The 19,996-nt window shown below is 69.6% G+C and carries 19 protein-coding genes and 1 tRNA gene; 6 read left to right on the top strand and 14 right to left on the bottom strand.

What is annotated here, in order from left to right; translation table 11 throughout:
• Nucleotides 1–26 precede the first annotated feature (26 nt).
• The 8 genes from LQ757_RS00970 to LQ757_RS00935 form a co-directional block, all read right to left on the bottom strand.
• Complete coding sequence (locus LQ757_RS00970; protein WP_231045343.1) at nt 27–1,730, bottom strand: protein kinase domain-containing protein; 1,704 nt, start codon at nt 1,728–1,730, stop codon at nt 27–29.
• A complete protein-coding gene (locus LQ757_RS00965; RefSeq protein ID WP_231045342.1) occupies nt 1,727–3,181 on the bottom strand; it encodes a peptidoglycan D,D-transpeptidase FtsI family protein in 1,455 nt (484 codons plus the stop codon). Before LQ757_RS00965 ends, LQ757_RS00970 begins: the two co-directional genes overlap by 4 nt.
• A complete protein-coding gene (locus LQ757_RS00960) occupies nt 3,178–4,512 on the bottom strand; it encodes an FtsW/RodA/SpoVE family cell cycle protein (RefSeq protein WP_231046276.1) in 1,335 nt (444 codons plus the stop codon). Before LQ757_RS00960 ends, LQ757_RS00965 begins: the two co-directional genes overlap by 4 nt.
• Nucleotides 4,513–4,570: 58 nt before the next feature.
• Nucleotides 4,571–5,803 (bottom strand): PP2C family protein-serine/threonine phosphatase, encoded by a 1,233-nt coding sequence (locus tag LQ757_RS00955; protein ID WP_231045341.1) that lies wholly within the window; start codon nt 5,801–5,803, stop codon nt 4,571–4,573.
• A gap of 3 nt (nt 5,804–5,806) precedes the next feature.
• Entirely contained in the window at nt 5,807–6,364 is a 558-nt protein-coding gene (locus LQ757_RS00950) for an FHA domain-containing protein FhaB/FipA (protein WP_231045340.1), read from the bottom strand.
• Nucleotides 6,361–7,107 carry an FHA domain-containing protein gene (locus LQ757_RS00945; RefSeq protein WP_231045339.1) on the bottom strand — a complete coding sequence of 249 codons (747 nt, stop codon included), beginning with the start codon at nt 7,105–7,107 and terminating at the stop codon, nt 6,361–6,363. The genes LQ757_RS00950 and LQ757_RS00945 overlap by 4 nt, the downstream gene beginning before the upstream one ends.
• A 65-nt stretch (nt 7,108–7,172) precedes the next feature.
• Nucleotides 7,173–9,683, bottom strand: a complete 2,511-nt coding sequence (locus LQ757_RS00940; RefSeq protein WP_231045338.1) for a glycoside hydrolase family 65 protein — start codon at nt 9,681–9,683, stop codon at nt 7,173–7,175.
• On the bottom strand, nt 9,680–10,597 hold the full coding sequence (locus LQ757_RS00935; RefSeq protein WP_308195532.1) for an HAD family hydrolase: 918 nt from the start codon (nt 10,595–10,597) through the stop codon (nt 9,680–9,682). The genes LQ757_RS00940 and LQ757_RS00935 overlap by 4 nt, the downstream gene beginning before the upstream one ends.
• A 193-nt stretch (nt 10,598–10,790) precedes the next feature.
• Here LQ757_RS00935 and LQ757_RS00930 point away from each other — a divergent pair.
• Nucleotides 10,791–10,877, top strand: a tRNA-Leu gene (locus tag LQ757_RS00930).
• 50 nt (nt 10,878–10,927) lie between these two features.
• On the opposite strand, the gene LQ757_RS00925 is transcribed toward LQ757_RS00930, so the two are convergent.
• Nucleotides 10,928–11,845, bottom strand: a complete 918-nt coding sequence (locus tag LQ757_RS00925; protein ID WP_231045337.1) for a serine hydrolase — start codon at nt 11,843–11,845, stop codon at nt 10,928–10,930.
• A complete protein-coding gene (locus tag LQ757_RS00920) occupies nt 11,835–12,773 on the bottom strand; it encodes a LysR family transcriptional regulator (protein WP_231045336.1) in 939 nt (312 codons plus the stop codon). The genes LQ757_RS00925 and LQ757_RS00920 overlap by 11 nt, the downstream gene beginning before the upstream one ends.
• A 73-nt stretch (nt 12,774–12,846) precedes the next feature.
• On the opposite strand from LQ757_RS00920, the gene bla reads away from it, so the two are divergent.
• Complete coding sequence (bla, locus tag LQ757_RS00915) at nt 12,847–13,761, top strand: class A beta-lactamase (RefSeq protein WP_231045335.1); 915 nt, start codon at nt 12,847–12,849, stop codon at nt 13,759–13,761.
• Between the two features lie 28 nt (nt 13,762–13,789).
• Here the strand turns inward: bla and LQ757_RS00910 are convergent, their stop codons facing one another.
• Entirely contained in the window at nt 13,790–14,824 is a 1,035-nt protein-coding gene (locus LQ757_RS00910; RefSeq protein ID WP_231046275.1) for a sensor histidine kinase, read from the bottom strand.
• A gap of 73 nt (nt 14,825–14,897) precedes the next feature.
• Nucleotides 14,898–15,584 (bottom strand): response regulator transcription factor, encoded by a 687-nt coding sequence (locus LQ757_RS00905; protein WP_231045334.1) that lies wholly within the window; start codon nt 15,582–15,584, stop codon nt 14,898–14,900.
• Nucleotides 15,585–15,733: 149 nt separating this feature from the next.
• Between LQ757_RS00905 and LQ757_RS00900 the strand changes: the two genes are divergently transcribed.
• The 4 genes from LQ757_RS00900 (at nt 15,734) to LQ757_RS00885 (ending at nt 19,059) form a co-directional block, all read left to right on the top strand.
• Nucleotides 15,734–16,309, top strand: coding sequence for a M15 family metallopeptidase (locus tag LQ757_RS00900; protein WP_231045333.1), 576 nt, complete (start codon nt 15,734–15,736; stop codon nt 16,307–16,309).
• Nucleotides 16,310–16,391: 82 nt separating this feature from the next.
• Entirely contained in the window at nt 16,392–16,805 is a 414-nt protein-coding gene (gene panD, locus LQ757_RS00895; protein WP_231045332.1) for an aspartate 1-decarboxylase, read from the top strand.
• A 164-nt stretch (nt 16,806–16,969) separates the two neighbouring features.
• Nucleotides 16,970–17,938 carry an alpha/beta hydrolase gene (locus LQ757_RS00890; protein ID WP_231045331.1) on the top strand — a complete coding sequence of 323 codons (969 nt, stop codon included), beginning with the start codon at nt 16,970–16,972 and terminating at the stop codon, nt 17,936–17,938.
• 110 nt (nt 17,939–18,048) lie between these two features.
• Entirely contained in the window at nt 18,049–19,059 is a 1,011-nt protein-coding gene (locus tag LQ757_RS00885; protein WP_231045330.1) for a helix-turn-helix domain-containing protein, read from the top strand.
• 8 nt (nt 19,060–19,067) lie between these two features.
• Here LQ757_RS00885 and LQ757_RS00880 read toward each other — a convergent pair whose 3' ends face one another.
• A complete protein-coding gene (locus tag LQ757_RS00880) occupies nt 19,068–19,442 on the bottom strand; it encodes a nuclear transport factor 2 family protein (RefSeq protein ID WP_231045329.1) in 375 nt (124 codons plus the stop codon).
• Nucleotides 19,443–19,515: 73 nt separating this feature from the next.
• On the bottom strand, nt 19,516–19,905 hold the full coding sequence (locus tag LQ757_RS00875; protein WP_231045328.1) for a DUF2255 family protein: 390 nt from the start codon (nt 19,903–19,905) through the stop codon (nt 19,516–19,518).
• Between the last annotated feature and the right edge of the window lie 91 nt (nt 19,906–19,996).

The raw sequence follows: 19,996 nt of genomic DNA, 5'->3' as shown, positions 1-19,996 counted from the left end.
ATATGACGGCCCGCGATGCGTTCGGTCTACTCGCTGCTGGTGTCGGGCCCGGCGATCACGTTCACCGCGGTGGCGGGCGACGATGGGGAGCTGAGCTGGCCGCAGAAGTACTGGTAGGTCACGTTGACCGTGCCCTCACCGGTCGTGCTGATCGTGACGTCCCTCGCTTCGGCTCCGAGCGGCGGAGCGGCGTCGGCCGGACCGTCGATGGCGACCTGGTAGCCCGAGAGCGTCTGGCCGGCCGGGCAGGTCGCTGCGGGCCACGAGACCCGGAACGATTCGCCGTTGCGAACCTCGGTCGGGTCGACGGTCGGGGCCGCCGAGGGAGCCGCGGGCGTCTCGGGAGCGGCGTAGTAGGTAATGGTGACCTCGCTGCCGATGGTCACGGGGCCGGTGGGGTTCACCGCGTAGACGATGCCCGCCTGGTCGGGCGACGTGGCTGCGTTGCCCTCGACGGCGTTCGCGACCATGCCGAGATCGCGAAGCTTCTGGCTCGCCTCGTCGGCCGAGAGTCCGACGAAGTCGCCGGGGTTGATCTGCGCGGTCGTGGGTGCCTCCTCGGTCGGGGTGGGTGTCGGAGTCGGAGTGGGCGTGTCGGTCGCCGTCGGCGGAGGCGTCGACGGCGCCGTCGTGCGGGGCGTGTCGTTGCCCGCGTTCAACGCGAACGCGATGATCGTGCCGATGAGCACGATTGCGAGCAGGGCGATGAGCACGATCAGCGGCCAGGTCCAGGGGCTGCGCTTCTTCTTCTCGCCCTCGCCCTCTTCGAGGGGCTCGCCATCGGGCGGAACAGCGGAGGGAAGCACGGTCGTGGCCGCGGTTGCGGCCCCCTGCTGCGGCATGAGCATCGTCGCAGCGGTGACGCCGGCGGCACCGAGCACGGCGGGCACGGCCGCCGCGGCGGCCTGCACGTCGCCGCGGCGAAGCGCCGTGGCGGCACGGGCGAGGTGCGCCGCCGACTGCGGGCGGTCGGCGGGGTTCTTCGCGATGCACGAGTAGACGAGGTTGCGCACCGGCTCGGAGACCGTGACCGGAAGGTCGGGCGGCGTCTCGTTGATCTGCGCCATGGCGATCGCGACCTGCGACTCGCCCGTGAACGGCCGACGGCCCGCGAGGGCCTCGTACGCCACGATGCCGAGCGAGTAGATGTCGGTGGTGGGCGACGCGGGGTGACCCGATGCCTGCTCGGGCGACAGGTACTGCACAGTGCCCATGACCTGGCCGGTCGCGGTGAGCGGCACCTGGTCGGCGATGCGCGCGATGCCGAAGTCGGTGATCTTCACCCGGCCGTCGGGGGTGATGAGCAGGTTGCCGGGCTTGATGTCGCGGTGCACCAGCCCCGCCGCGTGGGCGGCCTGCAGGGCCGACGCCGTCTGGGCGACGATGTCGAGCACCTTGTCGGTGGAGAGCACGTGCTCGCGCTCGAGGATCGTGGAGAGCGCCTCACCGGGGACGAGCTCCATGACGAGGTAGGCGCTGCCCTCTTCCTCGCCGTAGTCGAAGACGTTCGCGATGCCCTCGTGGTTGACGAGCGCCGCGTGGCGCGCCTCGGCGCGGAACCGCTCGAGGAACCCAGGGTCGCCCAGGTACTCGTCTTTCAGGATCTTGATGGCGACCTGTCGACCGATCACGAGGTCGGTGGCTTGCCACACCTCGCCCATGCCGCCGATCGCGATCCGCGACTGGAGTTCGTAGCGCCCCCCGAAGGTGAGCCCTGCGCTCGGTCTCATTTGTTCAGCACCGCCTCTAGTACCTGCTTTGCGATGGGTGCGGCGATGAGATTGCCGTACCCCTCCTGACCCAGTCCTCCGCCGTCCTCCACGAGCACAGTGATTGCATACTGAGGATTGTCTGCGGGGGCAAAACCTGTGAACCAGAGAGTGTACGGGTCACTCTCGCCGTTCTCCGCTGTTCCTGTCTTACCGGCCACACTGACGCCGTCTATTCTTGCATTACTCGCAGCCCCGTTTTCGACGCCGTTGACCATCATCTGCACCATGGTGTTCGCCGTCTGCTCGCTGATCGCGCGGCCGTACTCACTGGGCTCGAACGACTCCAGCGGGCTGAAGTCGGGCGCGGTGATCTGGTCGACGAGGTCGGGGTTCATCACGATGCCGCCGTTCGCGATCGCGGCCGACACGAGCGCCATCTGCAGCGGGGTCGCCCGGACGTCGCCCTGGCCGAAGGCGCTGAGCGCGGTCTGCGGGTCGTCGAGACCGCTCGGATAGGTGCTGACCTCGGTCGCGGTGGGGATGAGGAACTCGCTGTTGAAGCCGAACTTCTCGGCCTGCTCGCGGATGGCGTTGTCGCCGAGTTCCATGCCGAGCTCGGCGAACGGGATGTTGCACGAGAGCCGCAGGGCGTCGGCCAGGGTAACCGTGGAGCCGCCGCCGCAGGTTCCGCCGCCCGAGTTCCGCACCACGGCGTCGGTGCCGGGCAGGGTGAGCTCGGGGGGGTTGGGGAACGTCGACTCTGGGGTGTACCGCCCCGATTCGAGCGCGGCGGCGGTGACGACCAGCTTGAAGACCGACCCAGGGGGGTTCATGTCACCGCCCGTGGCGCGGTTGAAGAGCGGATCCATGGGATCGGCGAGCAGGCCGTCATAGGTGGCCTGCACCTGCGCGCTGTCGTGCACCGCGAGCGTGTTCGGGTCGAAGGTGGGCTTGGTCACCATCGCGAGGATGCGCCCCGTCGACGGCTCGGTGACGATGACGGCTCCGGTGTAGTCGCCGAGGGCGTCCCACGCGGCCTGCTGCGCCACCGGGTCGATGGCGACCTCGACGGATGCACCCATCGGGTCCTGACCCGAGATGAGGCGGTTGAGCGAGTCGAAGAACTGGCTCGACGACTGGCCGCTCAGGTAGTCGTTGAGCGATCGCTCGAGCCCCGTGGCCTCGCCGTTCACCGGGATATAGCCCGTGATCGGCACATACAGCGGGCCACTGGCGTAGACGCGCTGGAACTTGTAGTCGTCGTCGCTCGGCTGCGAGAACGCGATCGGCGTGCCGTCGACGAGGATCGGGCCGCGCTCGACCGAGTAGCTCTCGTAGAGCGTGCGGGCGTTGCGCGGGTCGGCCGCGAGGGCGCTGGCCTGCACGTACTGGATGATCGTCGACGACACCAGCAGCGTGACGAACATGAGCAGCGCGATGATCGAGACGCGCTTGAGTTCCCGGTTCATCCGTCGATCACCAGCCTCGGATGGTTGCGGACCGTGTCGGAGAGCCGCAGCAGCAGCGCGACGATGATCCAGTTCGCGACGAGCGACGAACCACCGGCCGCGAGGAACGGCGTCGTCAGGCCGGTGAGCGGGATGACCCGGGTCACGCCGCCGACGACGATGAAGACCTGCAGCGCCACGACGAAGGCGAGGCCCACGCCGAGCAGCTTGCCGAAGTCGTCCTGACCGGCGAAGCCGATGCGGAATCCGCGTGCGACGAACAGCAGGTAGAGGGCGAGGATCGCGAACACGCCGGCGAGGCCGAGCTCCTCACCGAGGCTCGCGATGATGTAGTCGCTCTGCGGCACCGGCGTGAGGTCGGGTCGCCCCTGGCCCCAGCCCGTGCCGATGAGCCCGCCGTTGGCGAGGCCGAAGAGCCCCTGCACGAGTTGGTAGCTGCCGCCGAACTCCTGCTCGTAGCGCTCGGGGTTGAGCGGGTCGAGCCAGTTCGCGAACCGGTTGCCCACGTAGTCGAGCGTCTGGCTCGCGATGAGGGCGCCGCCGACGAACAGCGTGAGTCCGAGCACGACCCACGAGATGCGGCTCGTGGCGACGTAGAGCATCACGAGGAACAGGCCGAAGTACAGGAGCGCGGTGCCGAGGTCGCGCTGGAACACGATGACCGACATCGACAGCGCCCAGACGACGAGCAGCGGCCCGAGGTCGCGGGCTCGGGGGAACTTCATGCCGAGGAACTTGGTGCCCACCATCGACAGGGAGTCGCGGTTGCGCACGAGGTATCCGGCGAAGAACACGGCGAGGGCGATCTTCGCGATCTCGCCGGGCTGGAAGGTGGCGATGTCGCCGAACCCGATCCACACGCGCGCGCCGCTCACCTCGCGCCCCAGCCCGGGGACGAGCGGCAGCAGGAGCAGCACGATCGCGACGAGCCCGGCGAGGTAGGTGTACCGGAACAGCACGCGGTGGTTGCGGATGACGAGGATCGTCGCGATCGCGGCGATGATCGCGATCGCGCTCCACGCGATCTGGCGCACGGCGGCCGACTCCCAGCCGCCCTCGCCGTTGGCGATGTCGATGCGGTAGATCATGGCGATCCCGAGCCCGTTGAGCACGGTCGCGATCGGCAAGAGGAACGGGTCGGCGTCGCGGGCGACGAAGCGCATCGCGATGTGCAGTCCGAAGACGAGCGCCGAGAGACCGGCGCCGAGCAGCACCAATTGCGTGTCGATGCGCCGCATCGCACCCAGCTGCACCAGCACGATGGCGGCGGCGTTGATGAAGCAGGCCACGAGCAGCAGCCAGAATTCGAGATTGCGCAGCTTCTGGGGCATCCGGATTCTTCGGACGCCGGTCGGCGGAGTGCCGGTGGCGACCGGCGTGCCGGTCACGTCACTCAAGGGAATCCTCCAATCGCTGGACGATCAGCATCGCCTCGGAGAACGAGCCGGCGCTGATGGTCTGCTCGACGCGCTGTTGATCGTACGTGCGCAATTCGGAGACGTCGATGGTCGTCTCGGTGTGCAGGTCGTGCAGCGAGATCGGCCCGAGGTTCTGCTGGATGCCCTGGAACACGGCGACCCGGCCATTGGACTCGCCCACGTAGTAGCGGGTCTGCGTCCACTGGTAGCCGAGCACGAAGGCGGCGACGATCGCCCCCACGAGCAGCACGATCCAGAAGCCCCACACCCACCGTCGCCGTCGCCGGCGCCGGGCGTCCTCTTCGATGAGCTCGTCGAAGAAGTCGGCCGAGTCGGGTTCGAAGTGCGTCTCTTGGACCGGGTGCGGCCGGAACGGCGTGAGACGGATGCCGCGAGGCCGGACCGGTTCGGGTGCGGCGCCGAACGCGAGCGGGGCGGCGGCGGATCCGACGATCAGCGGTGGGGTCGCGGGCGCGGCCGGCTCGCCGATGTCGACGACGACGACGGTGACGTTGTCGGGCGCGCCGCCGTCGAGCGATGCCTTCACGAGGCGGTCGGCGATCTGCTTCGCCCCGGCGTCGGCCGACATGATCTCGTGGATCTGATCGAACGACGCGACGCCCGAGAGACCGTCGGAGCAGAGCAGCCACCGGTCGCCGTCTCGGGTGTCGAGCACCATCTGGTCGATCTCGGGTGAGGCCTCGACGTCGCCGAGCACGCGCATCAGCACCGAACGGCGCGGGTGCACCATGGCCTCGTCGGCGGTGATGCGACCGGCGTCGACGAGACGCTGCACGAAGGTGTGATCGGTCGAGATCTGGCTCAGCTCATCGGAACGCAGCAGGTAGATGCGGGAGTCGCCGATGTGCGAGATGACGACCTGGTCGCCGAGGTGCAGCAGCGAGCTCACCGTCGTGCCCATGCCGGTGAGCTCGGCGTGGTCGGCGACGGTCTCGGCGATCTGCCGGTTCGCGGCGATCAGTGCGCCTTCGAGCTCGGCCCCGGCATCGACGGAGTTGTCGTAGTCGAGGTCGGCCTCGGCGATGCGGCGGGTCGCGATGGCGCTCGCGACGTCACCGCCCGCGTGGCCGCCCATGCCGTCGGCGACGAGGAACAACCGGCGCCCGGCGTAGCCGGAGTCCTGGTTGTTCGAGCGGACCCGCCCGACGTGCGAGACCGCTGCGCTCGCCTTGACCGTCGCCATGGGCTACCGTCGCAGCTCGAACGTCGTCGCTCCGACCTTGACGGTGGCTCCGAGCGGGATCGGCACGGGCACGGTCACTCGGGAGCCGTTGAGGAAGGTGCCGTTCGTGGAGTCGAGGTCTTGGATCATCCATCGCCCGTTCCACAGCATGATGCGGGCGTGGTGGGTCGACGTGTAGTCGTCGCGGATGATGATGGCCGAGTCGCTCGACCGCCCGATCGTGATCTCGTCGCGACCGAGCGGGAACTCGGCGCCCGCCTTGGTGCCGCTCGTGATCACGAGGCGGGTCGCGTTCTCGCTCGACGCGAGTTCGCCATCGTGGCCGGATGTCGCGACCGGCGCCGCGACGGGAGCGCCGAGCGCTGCGGGGGCAGGGGTCACCGGCGAGCTGGGGAACGACGAGGCCGCGGGGGCCGGCGCCGAGCTCGCCGGCTCGGATTGCAGCTTGCGCACGCGCTGGCCGAACAGGTCGCTGCGCAGGGCGTACACGATGGCGAAGATGAACACCCACAGCAGCAGCAGGAAGCCCAGTTGCAGGACGAGAAGGGTGAGTTCACTCATTCGCCGGGCCCCCAGAACCCGCCCATGTCGTGGCGCTGGGTCGCGGGGTCGGCGCGTCGCGGGTCGCCCGGGGCGCCCGACGCCTGCGCGAGCACGCGGAAGACGATGCGCGACCGGCCGATGGTGATGACCGAGTCGGGTTCGAGGATGGCCTCTTTGACCGGGCCGCCGTTGAGTTGGGTGCCGTTGGTCGAACCGAGGTCGCGCACGCGCGCCCGGCTGCCGTCCCACTGCACCTCGGCGTGCCGGCGCGACGCCCCCGAGTCGTCGAGGGTGATGTCGGCCTCGCTGCCGCGGCCGATGACGGTGCGGCCCTTCAAGATCGGGTAGCGCTTGCCGTTGACGTCGAGCACCGGGGTCCAGGCGACCTGGCCCTTGACGTTGAGCGAGTCGACCTGCACCATGCCGACGCTCAGGCCGGAGTCGCGCTCGAGTCCGATGGTGATCCCGCCCGCGAACTGGAAGCGCTGGCTCGCGGCGTGCTTCTGGACGAGGTCGACGAGCTCGTCGATGAGGGCGGGGCCGAGGCCCGTCATGCGGTCGTAGTCGGCCGGAGCCAGGCGGACCGTGAAGTTGTTGGGCACGAGCACGCGGTCGCGCGAGACCACGGCCGCCTTCGTGTCGATCTCTCGCTTGAGGGCAGACGTGATCTCGACGGGTTGCAGCCCCGACCGGAAGGTCTTCGCGAACGCGCCGTTGACGGCACGCTCGAGACCCTTCTCGAAGTTGTCCAGTAGGCCCACAGGTCTCCCGCTCCGGTTTCTGACTGTGTGACATGGTAGCCCGAAGGCCTGTGCAGACGCCGATTTCAGTCGATCGGAATCACGGTCTCGTAATCGTCGGCGTCGAGCGAGAGCGTCGGGATCGACGCCGTCAGCAGGGTACCGTCGGCGCGGCGCGAGCCCGTGACATCCTGCATCGTCGGCGAGCCGTACAACCGCGGACCCTGGCCGTCGAGCGGCACCGTCACGGGTGAGTGGGGCGTCACGGTGACCTGGGCGCCCCGCACCCTGACCGTCGCCTCGTCGCCGACCTCGACGGTGAACGTGATCGACTCGGGCTCGAGGTCGGCGCGCAGCCGGGTGCCCCGCAGGGTGATGCGGAACGTGAGGCGCTCCCAGGCGTCGGGCAGGCGCGGGTCGAACGTGAAGACGCCGTTGTGATCGCGGAATCCGCCGAACCCCGACACGAGAGCCGACCACACGCCGCCGGTCGAGGCGACATGCACCCCGTCGGCCGCGTTGTGGTGCAGGTCGGCGAGGTCGACGAAGAGGGCTGCCCGGAAATACCGCACCGCGAGCTCGTGGTAGCCCACCTCGGCCGCGATGATCGACTGCACGACGGCCGAGAGGGTGGAGTCGCCGGTGGTCAGCGGGTCGTAGTACTCGAAGTTCGCTCGCTTCTCGGCGGCGGTGAACCGGTCGCCCTGCAGGTACAGGGCGAGCACGACGTCGGCCTGCTTGAGCACCTGGAACCGGTAGATGACGAGCGGATGGTAGTGCAGCAGCAGGGGGCGGCGGTCTTCGGGCGTGTGCTCGAGGTCCCACAGTTCCTTCTGCAGGAACGCGCTGTCCTGCGGGTGGATGCCGAGCTGCTCGTCGAACGGGATGTGCATATGCGCCGCCGCGCGACGCCAGCTGGCGACCTCGGCCGGCGTGACGCCGAGCCGCTGGACGAGCTGGTGGTACGCGATCGCGTCGTCGACCTGCAGGTTGTCGATGGCGAATGCCGCCGCGGCGAGGTTCGCCCGGGCCATGACGTTCGTGTACAGGTTGTCGTTGACGACGGTCGTGTACTCGTCGGGGCCGGTGACGCCGTGGATGTGGAAGACGTCGTCGGCGTTCGACCGCCAGAAACCCAGGTCCTCCCACATGCGCGCCGTCTCGACGAGGATGTCGATCGCGCCGCGCCCCAGGAAGTCGGTGTCGCCGGTCGCCGCGACGTACTGGCAGAGCGCATAGGAGATGTCGGCGTCGATGTGGTACTGCGCCGTGCCGGCCGCGTAGTAGGCCGACGACTCCTGGCCGTTGATGGTGCGCCACGGGAACAGTGCACCCATCTGGTTGAGCTCGAGGGCGCGGGCCCGGGCGGAGTCGAGCATGCGCTGCCGGAATCTCAGGACGTTGCGCGCGACGATCGGCGCCGTGTAGCTGAGGAAGGGCAGCACGTAGATCTCGCTGTCCCAGAAGTAGTGGCCGCCGTAGCCCGAGCCGCTCACGCCCTTGGCGGCGACGCCGCCGCCGTCGGTGCGCGCGGTGGCCTGGGCGAGCTGGAAGAGGTTCCACCTGGTCGCCTGCTGCAGCGCCGGTTGCGCGGCGATCTCGACGTCGGAACGCTCCCAGTAGTCGTCGAGCCAGGAGCGCTGCTGGGTGAAGATCTCGCTGACCCCGAGTTCGGCCGCCCGGTCGAGGGTGCGGTCGCACCGGTCGACGAGCTCGCGCGCCGGCACCTTGCGGGCCGTGTGGTAGCTCACGGTCTTGGTGATGCGGATGGGCATGCCCTGCTTGGCGTGCACGCGATACACGTGCTTCGCGAGATCGTCGCCGATGGTGCCCGTCTCGGAGAAGAAGTTGTCGGTCGCGATCGTGTGCTCGACGCCGACGGCGAGGGTCATTCCCGAGTTCGTGCACTGGTAGCCGAGAATGTACCGCCCGTCGTTGTCGCGCTTCACCCGCGGCTGCAGCACCCGCTCGATGAACTGCTCGGCCTTGCGCGGGTCGAACGCGCCGGGCGCCTCGAGCACCCCGCCGCGGTACTCGTCGCGCCCGTCTTGCCGGTTGAGCACCTGGCTCGAGATGGTGACCGCGGCGTCGGCGTCGAGCAACTCGACCTCGTAGTCGATGACGGCGAGATGCCGGTCGGTGAAGCTCGCCATGCGGCGGCTCGTGATGAGCACCCGCTTGCCGGCGGGGGTGCGCCACTCGATCGACCGGCTGAGCGCGCCGAGGCGGAAGTCGAGGCGGCGCTCATAGGAGAGGAGCTCGGCCTCGGTGAGCACGAGCGGCTCGTCGTCGACGTACAGGCGGATGATCTTCGCGTCGGGCACGTTCACGATCGTCTGCCCGACCCGCGCGAAGCCGAACGCCTCTTCGGCGTGCCTGATGGGCCAGGTCTCGTGGAACCCGTTCACGAATGTGCCGTGCATGTGCCCGTCACGGCCCTCTTCGACGTTGCCGCGAAGGCCGACGTAGCCGTTGCCCACGCCGAACAGGGTCTCGGTGCGACCCATGTCTTCGGTGCCGAACTCGGTCTCGATGAGCGACCATTCGTCGACGGGGAAGCGGTTGCGGTTCAGTGGATCGTCGTCGGCGAACCTCATGCGCGCCCCTCTTCTCGAGTGGGTTGAGGAGCGCCCGACGTAGGAGGACGCGTCTCGAAATCAGTGGGTTGAGGAGCGCCCGACGTAGGAGGACGCGTCTCGAAACCGGGCGTGGGTTTCGAGACGTCGCTTCGCTCCTCCTCAACCCGCTGAAGCGCGGGGATGAGCTCGTCGAGCTCGTCGACCACGACGTCGGCGCCCAGTTCGACGAGCGCGTCGCGGCCGACTCCGCGGTCGACGCCGATGACGATGCCGAAGTCGCCGGCCGCGCCGGCCTTGACGCCCGACTCGGCATCTTCGACGATCGCGCAGGCCGCGGTCGGCAGGCCGAGCAGTGCGGCCGCACGCTCGAACGTGTCGGGCGCGGGCTTGCCAGGCAGCCCCTCGCGCGCGGCGACCGCGCCGTCGACGACGACCTCGAACCGGTCGGCGAGCCCGGCGGCCTCGAGCACGGCGGGCGCGTTCTTCGAGCTCGAGACGACGGCCACGAGGCATCCGCTCGCCTGTACCGCATCGAGGAACGCGACGCTCGTCGCGTACGGGGCGACGCCCTCGTCGGCCAGCGTCTCGTTGAAGGCCTCGTTCTTGCGATTGCCGAGCCCGTGCACGGTGTCTTGCGTGGGCGCGTCGGTCACGTCGCCCTCGGGAATGCGGATGTCGCGGCTCGCGAGCAGGCTGCGCACCCCGTCGTAGCGGGGCTTGCCGTCGATGTGGGCGAAGTAGTCGGCCTCGCGATAGGGCGCCGCGCCGTGCTGCTCGAGGTAGGGCGTGAACAGCCGGGCCCACGCGTGCATGTGCACGATCGCCGTGGGCGTCAGCACGCCGTCGAGGTCGAACAGGTAGCCGCGGATGCCGCTGAGATCGGTGTCGGCGGGAGCCCTCGGTGTCGTGGGGGACGAGGGGGAAGGGGACACGGGGGCGGTCCTTTCGGTCGCAATGGTCGTGGGCGCCAGAACCCGTACGTTCGATGCTATTGCGGCCTGGCGCGGGAGCGCGAGGTCAGGCCGAGACTCTGAGGGAGTGCCAAGGGATGGTGGCTCGAATGGTGTTGCCGCCCCGGAGATGTTAGTCTCTCGTGGTTGGACGCACCAAGGTGCGACCACACGTGCGCGAGTGGCGGAATTGGCAGACGCGCTGGCTTCAGGTGCCAGTACTCGCAAGGGTGTGGGGGTTCAAGTCCCCCCTCGCGCACCATGACCCCTCGGCCCTCATCGGGCCTCTTGCTCGGCGCCGTCGAATCGCGCTCAACCCATGACGGGAGCCTGGTCCGACCGCAACCGGTCGTGCAGCAGCTTCGCCGCGTGGCCGAGCGCCTGCTCGGCGGCCGGCTGCCGCCACGCCGGAACGGATGACTCGCTGAGCACTGCGATCGCGAAGACGCCGCCGTCGACGTGCTCGAGCACGCCCACCTCGTGCCGGAGGTGCAGGAAGCTCCCGGTCTTGGAGTGCCACACCGCATCGTCGGATTCGAGGTCGGGCGCGAGCCGCTGACGCATGAGGTTCATGCCGAGCAGGTCGCGGAGCAGCGCCCGGTGCCGGCGCAGCGCGGGGTCGCACCAGATCCGGTCGAGGAGCGTCGACAGCGACCGTGCGGTTCCGGCGTTCGCGCTCGTGACGTCGAGTTGCGGAATCAGGTGACCGCCGCCCTGGGTCGAGGCTCGGACGGCGAGCGTCAGCGCCTGCGGCATCTCCTCGGGCGAGAGCCTGCTCGCGAGGGTTCGGTGGAGCTCGCGGATCGAGTGGCGCACGGTGATGTCGGCGATACCCAGCTCGCGGAGCAGGTCGGTGACCGCGACGGGCGGGCAGAGGGCGAACAGTGCGTCGGCGGCGGTGTCGTCGCTGACGGCGACGGCCATGTAGAGCAGGTCCTCCACGGCGACGCTCGTCGGGTGCCGGAAACGGCTGTATCCCGTGAGCCCGGGCGTGCGATCCGCATCGGAGAGCTCCACCCTCCGGGCGAGGTCGAGCTCGCCGACGGCCGCCCGATCGAGCACGGCGAGGGCGAGCGGGAGCTTGACGACGGAGGCGAGTGGATACGGTTCGTCGGGTTCGATCGAGATCTCCCGCCCGCTGCGCAGGTCGCGGACGACGATGGAGGCGCTGAGCCCCGCGTCGGCGAGCACTGCCGCGGCCTCGCGCACCGCTCGGTGGTCACCCAGCATGGGCGAATCGCCCCTTCCTCGCCCGCGTCGTGGGGGCCGGCACGTTCTCGGTCGCCCGGAGCAGTGCTGCGAGGTGCGCGCCGGTCGCCTCGGTGAAGCGCGCCGCGAGGTCGCCGTCTCGGGAGGCGAGAGCGTAGCCACGAACAAGGCGGAGGTCGCCGAGCGGCCGCCATCCAAGCCCGAACCCATCGGCCTCCGCGTGGGTGCAGAGCACCCGATCGCCACCGCCGATCGCCTCGGCCATCGCGGTGATGATCGATGGTGCGATGCGCAGCTGGCCTGGTACCAGACCGGCACCGTTCCGCACCCGTTCGAGCCGGTCTCGCACGTGGGGCACGTCGTCTTCGGGCTGCAACCAGAGCCGTCGTGCGCGCACGGCGCCGCGTTTCGGCCTCAGCTCGGCGAAGAAGAACGGCGCGTCGGGGTGGCCGGCCCGAGCACTGCCGACGCCGAGCGGACTCGACCACCGGGCGCGGTCGGGTTCCACGTGTTCCAGCACCAGCCGCATGCGACCGGCGCTGAACGCCTCCGCGCGCTCGGCCGGATGCCCCGGCACGAGCTCCACCGTCATCGATCGGGCCGCGGCCGCAGCGCACAGTCGCGCCGCGGCGGACTCGTCGATATGGTGCGGCACGCCGACCACGACGGGGAGAAGGAGGGCACGGCCCGCGTCATCCGAGAGTCGGTGCGCGGCCGTGACGAGCGTGATCGCCGTCGGCAGCACGCGGCGCCCGAACTCGGTCAGTTCGACGCGACGCGAGGATCGGTCGAAGAGCCTCGCGCCGAGGTGCTCCTCCAGGGCGGCGATGCGCCGGCTCGCGACAGACTGCGTCACGCCCGCGCCCGCGGCGCCCGCAGTGAAACTCTCGCGTTCCGCCACTGCGACGAACACCTCGCAGGCGGCCTTGAGATCGAGCTGTCGAGGCATGCATGCGATTCTTGCATCGATAGCGACCTTCAGTGCTTTGCCTGCATCGATGATGGGCGGCGAGACTGCCGCCATGACCTCACGATCGAACTCCACGCCGATGACCCGCCGCTCGTTGCTCGCGTTCAGCGGCCTCTCCACCGCCGGCGTCGCCGCCGCCATCATGGCCGGCCCGCCTGCGTTCGCCGCTCCAGCCGGGAACCCCGAGCGGATGACCCGCGCACTGCGCGAACTCGAGCTCGCGGCATCCGTCACCATCGGCGTCACCGCCGTCGCGCACGGCTCGCACCGGGCGTTCCGGTACCGCGGCGAAGAGCGGTTCCCGATGTGCTCGCTCTTCAAGACCATCGCAGTGGGCGCGCTGGTGCAGTCGCGCGGCTACGACGAGGTGTACTGGAACACGCCGATTCCGTTCACACGCGACGATCTCGTCGAGAACTCGCGGGTCCTCGAGAAGACGACGACGTGGCAGGCGACACCCGAGGAGCTCGCCGACGCAGCCTTGCGCTTCAGCGACAACACCGCGGGCAACCTCCTCCTGCGCGAGCTCGGTGGGCCCGCGGCGATCACCGCGTTCGCGAACTCGCTGGGCGCTGGGCACACCCGGCTCGATCGGTGGGAGCCCGAGCTGAACGATGCGATCCCCGGCGACGAACGAGACACGTCGACGCCGGACGACATCGCGCGGATCTACGAAGCGCTCCTGCTCGACGAAGACGCCGGGGTACTCGCATCGTCCCGGCTGAAGGAGTGGATGCTGCGCAATACGACGTCGGGCAACCGAATGCGTGCAGGGCTGACGCCGCCGTACGAGCTCGCGGACAAGACCGGCGGAGGCGACTACGGCGTCGTGAACGACGCGGGCGTGCTCTGGCGCCCGAGCGAGACGCCGGTCACCATCGCCATCATGACCCGCACCGATCGCGTGGACGCCGTGTACGACAACGAGGCCGTCGCCGAGGCGACCCGCATCGTCGTCGCCGGCTGAAATGCAGGCCGATCAGCCACGCGATGGATCATCTGCCGGTGTCGGGCGACGGCGCGACCGGCAATCGCACCGCGACACGGAGCCCGCCGTCGGGACGGGGCGCGACGGCCAGGGTTCCGTCGTGGGCGTGAACGATGCTCGTGACGATCGTCAGGCCGAGGCCGACACCGGGGTGGTCGCTGCGGATGCGCTCGGTGCCGCGGTGGAACGGCTCGGTGAGTGTCGAGACCAACTGCGGGCTGAGCGTCTTGCCCGTGTTCTCGACGGTGAGCGTGACGGAATCGGGAGCGGTGGCGGTGTCGACCTGCACTGTCCCGCCCTGCGGGAGGTTGTGGACGATCGCGTTGTGCACGAGGTTCGTCGTCAGCTGGAGCAGGAGCGCCGGGGACCCGACGGTGAGCGCGACGGCGCCGGTCGTCTCGATGTCGACGCCGCGGGCTTCGGCGATGGGGAGGAGGGTCTCAGTGGCTTCCTCCGCGAGGAGGGACAGGTCGACCTGCTCACGCGTGAAGGATCGTCGGTCGGCACGGGTGAGCAGGAGCAGCGCCTCCGTGAGTTCGATCGCCCGGGAGTTCACGAGACGGAGGCGCTCGACGAGCCGGCCGTTGTCGGCGTTCGGATCGTCGCGGGCGACCTCGAGCAGGGTCTGGGTGATCGCGAGCGGGGTGCGCAGCTCGTGGGAGGCGTTGGCTGCGAATCGCTGCTGTTCGGCGAGATGCGCCTCGAGGCGGGCGAGCATGGCGTCGAAGCTGTCGGCGAGTTCGCGGAACTCGTCTCGACGTCCCTCCAACTCGATCCGGTGGGAGAGCGAACCGCTCGCGGCCTTGCGCGTCGCCCTCGTGATGCGCGTCAACGGGGCGAGCATGCGGCCGGCGAGGAGCCACCCTCCCAGCAGCCCGAACACCAGCAGGAAGAGCAGCGCCCACGCCGCAGCCGGGGCGAAGGCGCGCACGAGGTCGTCGCGGCCGGGCACGAATCCATCGATGGTCTGGATCGCAGTTGCGGGCACGTAGCGCAGGAGGAACGCCCAGACGACCGCGAGCAGCAGGGCCACGGCGACCATGAGGAAACCGGCGTAGCTCAAGGTGAGCTTGACGCGAACGCTCCACCCTGGCGCCCTCGCCGCGCTCGGCTCTCTAGCCACGCTCGCCCCCGGCGGAGGGTCCTGTGTCGATTCGATACCCCACGCCGGGCACCGTGGCGATCAGCCACGGCTCGCCGAGTCGCTTGCGCAGCGCCGAGACTGTGATGCGCACGGCGTTCGTGAACGGGTCGGCGTTCTCATCCCAGGCCCCCTCCAGCAGGTCTTCAGCGCTCACGACACCGCCCTCGGCGGCGACGAGGACCTCGAGCACGGCGAACTGCTTCCTGGTCAGCGCCACGTATCGGCCGTTGCGGTAGACCTCGCGCCGGAACGGGTCGAGGCGAAGTCCCGCGATCTCGCGGATGGGCGGCCTGATCTGCGCACGCCTGCGGTCGAGCGCCCTGAGCCTGAGCACGAGTTCGCGCAACTCGAACGGCTTGGTGAGGTAGTCGTCGGCACCGAGCTCGAACCCGGTGGCCTTGTCGTCGAGCCGGTCGGCCGCGGTGAGCATCAGGATCGGCATGCCGCTTCCGGAGGCGACGATGCCCTCGGCGATCTCGTCACCGGAGGGTCCGGGGATGTCACGGTCGAGCACCGCGATGTCGTACCTATTGATGCTCAGCAACTCGAGCGCGGTGTCGCCGTCACCGGCGATGTCGGCCGCGATCGCCTCGCGGCGCAGGCCGTCACGGATCGCCTCGGCCATGAAGGGCTCATCTTCGACGACCAGTACCCGCATGCCCCAATGCTAGGAGCGGGCGCATATCGTCGGCGTATCGGAAACCTCAGACGCTGCGGCAACATCCGACTGCCTTGGCTGGCAGTATGCATCACGAGCGATCAGCGCGAATCCGGCGCCGAAGAGCGTTCCTGGCGACGACGGTCGTCGTGGCGATCGCCATCGCTGCGATCACCGGCGCCCTCGCCGCGCAGTCGGCGCCGTCATCGGCGAGAGCGTTCAGCCACGAACCGCCGGGCGATCCAGGCCGGGCCACCACCGAGGTCACCGACGCCGTGGCGGATGGCGCGATGCCCGACGGGGTGACCGCATTCGACGACGGATATCCCGGGGTTGGAAATCTCGAGCCGGCGTTGCTGCAGGCTCTGCGGGAGGCGGCGGCTGATGCCGAACTCGACGGGGTCGATTTCTTCGTCACCAGTGGATGGCGCTCGCCGGGATATCAGGATCAGCTTCTACAGGAGGCGGTCTCGGAGTACGGATCCGAGGCGGAGGCTGCACGATGGGTCGCCACTCCCGAGACGTCCGCTCATGTGTCGGGCGACGCGGTCGACATCGGGGACGCCGATGCCATGGCGTGGCTGTTCGAGCGCGGCGCCGAGTACGGACTGTGCCGGATCTACGACAACGAGCCGTGGCACTTCGAGTTGCGCCCCGAGGCGTCCATCGACGGCTGCCCCTCGATGTACGCCGATGCATCGCAGGATCCGAGGATGGGGCAGTGACGGTCATCTGGCGACCCACCTGCGTGGCGCCGGGGGATACTCGGATGCGACCTCCTCTGCCGGCGATAGGACGACACCCCTCATGCTCCGCACCATGCTCAAATCCAAGATCCACCGTGCGACCGTGACGCATGCCGACCTGCACTACGTCGGGTCGCTGACGGTCGACCGCGACCTGCTGGACGCCGCCGACCTCGTGCCCGGCGAACAGGTGGCCGTCGTCGACGTGACCAACGGTGCACGGCTCGAGACCTACGTGATCGAGGGGGAGCGCGGGTCGGGCGTGATCGGGATCAACGGTGCGGCGGCGCACCTGGTCGGCGTCGGCGACCTCGTGATCGTCATCTCCTATGCCCACGTCGACGATGTCGAGATCGCCGAATGGGCTCCGACGGTCGTGCACGTCGACGACGCGAATCGCGTCGTCGAGATCGGGGCGGATGCCGCATCGCCGACGTACTCGACGACGACGCCGCCCCACGCGGTTCGGCGCTGACGGGGTCAGTCCGGGCGGCTCGAGGAGGGTGAGGCCTCGGTCGTCCGCCGATCGGCTGACCCTGCCCTCGAATCGCGCCTCGATCGGCGGTGCCGGGCATCCACGAGCCCGCTGAGACTGGATGCACGCGCCACGACGATGTGGCCCGAGACGATGGAGTTGACATGACCGACGTACTTTCCCGACCGCCGTTCGACCCCGAGCTCGAAGCGGCGCTGGAACTGGTCCGCGAGCAGATGCCGGTGACGTTCACACCCGAGCTCATCGAGGTGATCCGACAGACACCGTTGCTCGCAGTCGACCTCGAGGCCCTGTTCGCCGAGCGGGGCATCTCGCGGCGAGACGTGACCATCCCCGGGTTCCGCGGCGACGACATCGTCGTGTCGGTGCTGGCGAAGGAGGGCAGCGCGGGGGCGCGCCCGGGCATCTACCACACGCATGGGGGCGGAATGATCATCGGTGATCGATGGGCCGGTGTCGCCGCACTCGTCGACTGGGTCGACCGGTACGACGCCGTCGCCGTCACCGTCGAGTACCGGCTTGCGCCGGAGTTCCCGGACCCGTACCCCGTCGAGGACTGCTATGCGGGCCTCGTCTGGATGGCCGACCACGCCGACGAGCTCGGGGTGGATCCGTCGCGGATCCTCATCGGTGGCGCGAGTGCGGGGGGTGGGCTTGCCGCGGGCACCGCCCTGCTCGCCCGCGACCGGAAGGGTCCGGCGCTCATGGGCCAGCTGCTCATCTGCCCGATGATCGACGACCGCGATGACACCCCCTCGACCCTGCAGATCGACGGCGTCGGCGTCTGGGACCGCGGGTCGAACCTGACGGGTTGGGGTGCCCTGCTCGGTGAACGCCGCGGCACGGACGACGTCTCGATCTACGCCGCGCCGGCGCGAGCCACCGACCTCAGTGGGCTTCCGGCCGCCTACATCGACTGCGGGAGCGCAGAGGTGTTCCGCGACGAGGATGTCGCATACGCGACGGCGCTCTGGGCGGCCGGCGTGCAGGCTGAGCTCCACGTGTGGGCGGGCGGTTTTCACGGCTTCGACATGATGGCACCGCAGACGGCAGTCTCGCAGGCCTCGATCGCGGCGCGTGACAGCTGGCTGGATCGGATGCTCGGGGCGTGACGACGGTTCACCACTGACTCCGTGGCTGCGGGCGGTTCGCCCGCCTGCCCGCCGCCCGCGGTCGCGGAACGTGGACGACTAGAATCGGGTCCAGCGATGGAGCTCGGATCATGAAGGAACTCGTCGGTCGCCTGACCGCCCTCGACCCCGAGGCGAGCGAGACACTCAAGGTGGTCTCGTACTTCGATCTCCTCGTCGCCGGGGGCGCCGGCGTCGAGGCGATCCTCCGCGGGGCTGCGACCCTGACCGGCGTCCCTGCAGGGGCCCGGTTCGGCGACCGGGTCACCCGAGTCGGGGCCGACGGCCGCCGGATGATCGGCGGCGACCCGGCCGGGTGGCTCGCCCACGAAGTCGGTCCCGATTCGGTCGCCTGGATCGAGCGCGCCGGCGAGCGGCACGTGAACGATGTCATGGTGGTCGAACGGCTCGCGATCGCCCTTGCGATCACGTCGGCCCGCCGTGCCGCGAGCCCGGAGGGCGCAGTCGAGGTGGCGGTGAGCTCCGCCGCGTCCGCGGAGGAGCGGGGCACGGCGATCGCCCGGCTTCGGCTGGACGGCGAGCGGACGCTCCGGGCCGTCGCGTTCCGGGCGAGCGAGCGGGTGACGATGACCGGGCCGAACTCCGTCGTGGCGACACCGCGAGGCCTTGCCCGCGTGCTCATCGCTCGGGACATCGCGACGATGACCGCGGCGATGCAGGGCGAATCGAGCACCCGCGTGGGCATCGGGCTGCCGGTCACGCCCGACCGGTTGCCCGAGTCGTGGGACTCCGCCCTCATCGCGTTGCGTCTCTCCGACGACCGTGAGCCCGTCGTGGATGCCGCGGATCTGGGGGCGGTGCTGCTCCTCGCGGCCGCGGCCGATGCCGGCGCCGCCCTCCACCCCGACGCGGCTGATCTCAGCGCGCTCGACGCGCGCGCCCGTGCGACGCTCGATGCCCTCGAGGAGACCGGCAGCCTCCGGGCGGCCGCGGCCCGCCTCGGCATGCACCACTCGACGATCCAGGCTCGGGTGGCTGCCCTCGCCGAAGAGCTCGGCTACGACCCGAGATCCCCGCGCGGTCGCACGCGATACGCCCTTGCACGGGCGCTGCTCGCGCTCTCGCGACCCGGGCTCGGCTGAAGGCCGCGTCAGAACGACTCGACCCATTCCGCGCGCCACTCGGGCGGCTCGAAGGCCTCGCTCCAGTAGGCCGTCTCGGTGCGGATCCGGCCGTCGCTGAACTCGAAGATGAAGACGGTCTCGTACTTCGGCCCGGCGTAGTCGAGTGTCGCCTCGAGGATGACGAGGTCGCCGGCGCTGAGCATGCGACGCGGCGTGATCGTCGGCAACTGGGGGAAGGCGCCGTAGATGGCCCGCCGGTTCGCCGCCCCGCGAACGCGCTCGCGCGACTGGGGCCAGTCCATCGTGGCGTCGTCGTGGAACAGCTCGTCCATGACCTCGATGCGCCGGTCGTTGATGCAGGCGATCAACCGCTCGACCACGGCTTCGTTGGGAGTCGTCATGTCGCACCTCGGTCACAGGATAGACCCGTGAGGCAGGTGCGAGTAGCCCCAGTGCGAGGACCCCCACCCCCGGTTACGTTCCGGTCGGAACCAACCGGAACGTCGTCTCGATCACCTCGTCGCCCACGACCGTGCCCACGATGCGCGGCCCGTGCCGGTCGTACTTCGCGTGGTACGCGGCGTCGATCGCGGCATGCGCGGCAGGGCCGTCGGAGGCGGCATCCGCGAACTCGACGTCGCGTTCGACGCCGCCGGCACGGATCCGTCCGCGGCCGCTCGCCTTCGCCCGCCGGTACCAGCCGTTGTCGGGGCCGTAGGCCGACCGGATGACCAGGTCGTCGCCGACGCGCACGACCCAGATGATCACGTACGGCCGCAACGAGCCGTCGCGGCGGTACGACGCGACCCTCAGTTCCTCGGCGTCGCCGACGCGGCGCAGTTCATCCTCGGTCCACGTGCTCACTTCGACTCCTTCTCATAATGGTCGGTTCCAGTCTGCCCGCCATGTGGCCGTCGAGGGCGGATGTCCCGGCTCGGCGAAGATCGAGAGGCGG

Origin of the sequence: Agromyces cavernae, assembly GCF_021044935.1 — a bacterium.
GTDB classification, from domain to species: domain Bacteria; phylum Actinomycetota; class Actinomycetes; order Actinomycetales; family Microbacteriaceae; genus Agromyces; species Agromyces cavernae.
The sequence above is the reverse complement of the archived record's forward strand: the minus strand, read 5'-3'. Positions and strand labels throughout refer to the sequence as shown.

Excerpts from the sequence above, each read along its gene's own strand:
- panD (WP_231045332.1), top strand. The coding sequence starts at position 16,392 with ATGCTCCGCACCATGCTCAAATCCAAGATCCACCGTGCGACCGTGACG.
- LQ757_RS00880 (WP_231045329.1), bottom strand. The coding sequence starts at position 19,442 with ATGACGACTCCCAACGAAGCCGTGGTCGAGCGGTTGATCGCCTGCATC.
- LQ757_RS00890 (WP_231045331.1), top strand. The coding sequence starts at position 16,970 with ATGACCGACGTACTTTCCCGACCGCCGTTCGACCCCGAGCTCGAAGCG.
- LQ757_RS00970 (WP_231045343.1), bottom strand. The coding sequence starts at position 1,730 with ATGAGACCGAGCGCAGGGCTCACCTTCGGGGGGCGCTACGAACTCCAG.
- LQ757_RS00910 (WP_231046275.1), bottom strand. The coding sequence starts at position 14,824 with ATGGTCGCCGTGGCCCTGCTGCTCGCGGTCGTCTGGGCGTTCCTCCTG.
- LQ757_RS00905 (WP_231045334.1), bottom strand. The coding sequence starts at position 15,584 with ATGCGGGTACTGGTCGTCGAAGATGAGCCCTTCATGGCCGAGGCGATC.
- LQ757_RS00940 (WP_231045338.1), bottom strand. The coding sequence starts at position 9,683 with ATGAGGTTCGCCGACGACGATCCACTGAACCGCAACCGCTTCCCCGTC.
- LQ757_RS00955 (WP_231045341.1), bottom strand. The coding sequence starts at position 5,803 with ATGGCGACGGTCAAGGCGAGCGCAGCGGTCTCGCACGTCGGGCGGGTC.
- LQ757_RS00925 (WP_231045337.1), bottom strand. The coding sequence starts at position 11,845 with ATGCTGGGTGACCACCGAGCGGTGCGCGAGGCCGCGGCAGTGCTCGCC.
- LQ757_RS00950 (WP_231045340.1), bottom strand. The coding sequence starts at position 6,364 with ATGAGTGAACTCACCCTTCTCGTCCTGCAACTGGGCTTCCTGCTGCTG.
- LQ757_RS00885 (WP_231045330.1), top strand. The coding sequence starts at position 18,049 with ATGAAGGAACTCGTCGGTCGCCTGACCGCCCTCGACCCCGAGGCGAGC.
- LQ757_RS00965 (WP_231045342.1), bottom strand. The coding sequence starts at position 3,181 with ATGAACCGGGAACTCAAGCGCGTCTCGATCATCGCGCTGCTCATGTTC.
- LQ757_RS00920 (WP_231045336.1), bottom strand. The coding sequence starts at position 12,773 with ATGCCTCGACAGCTCGATCTCAAGGCCGCCTGCGAGGTGTTCGTCGCA.
- LQ757_RS00960 (WP_231046276.1), bottom strand. The coding sequence starts at position 4,512 with ATGCCCCAGAAGCTGCGCAATCTCGAATTCTGGCTGCTGCTCGTGGCC.
- bla (WP_231045335.1), top strand. The coding sequence starts at position 12,847 with ATGACCTCACGATCGAACTCCACGCCGATGACCCGCCGCTCGTTGCTC.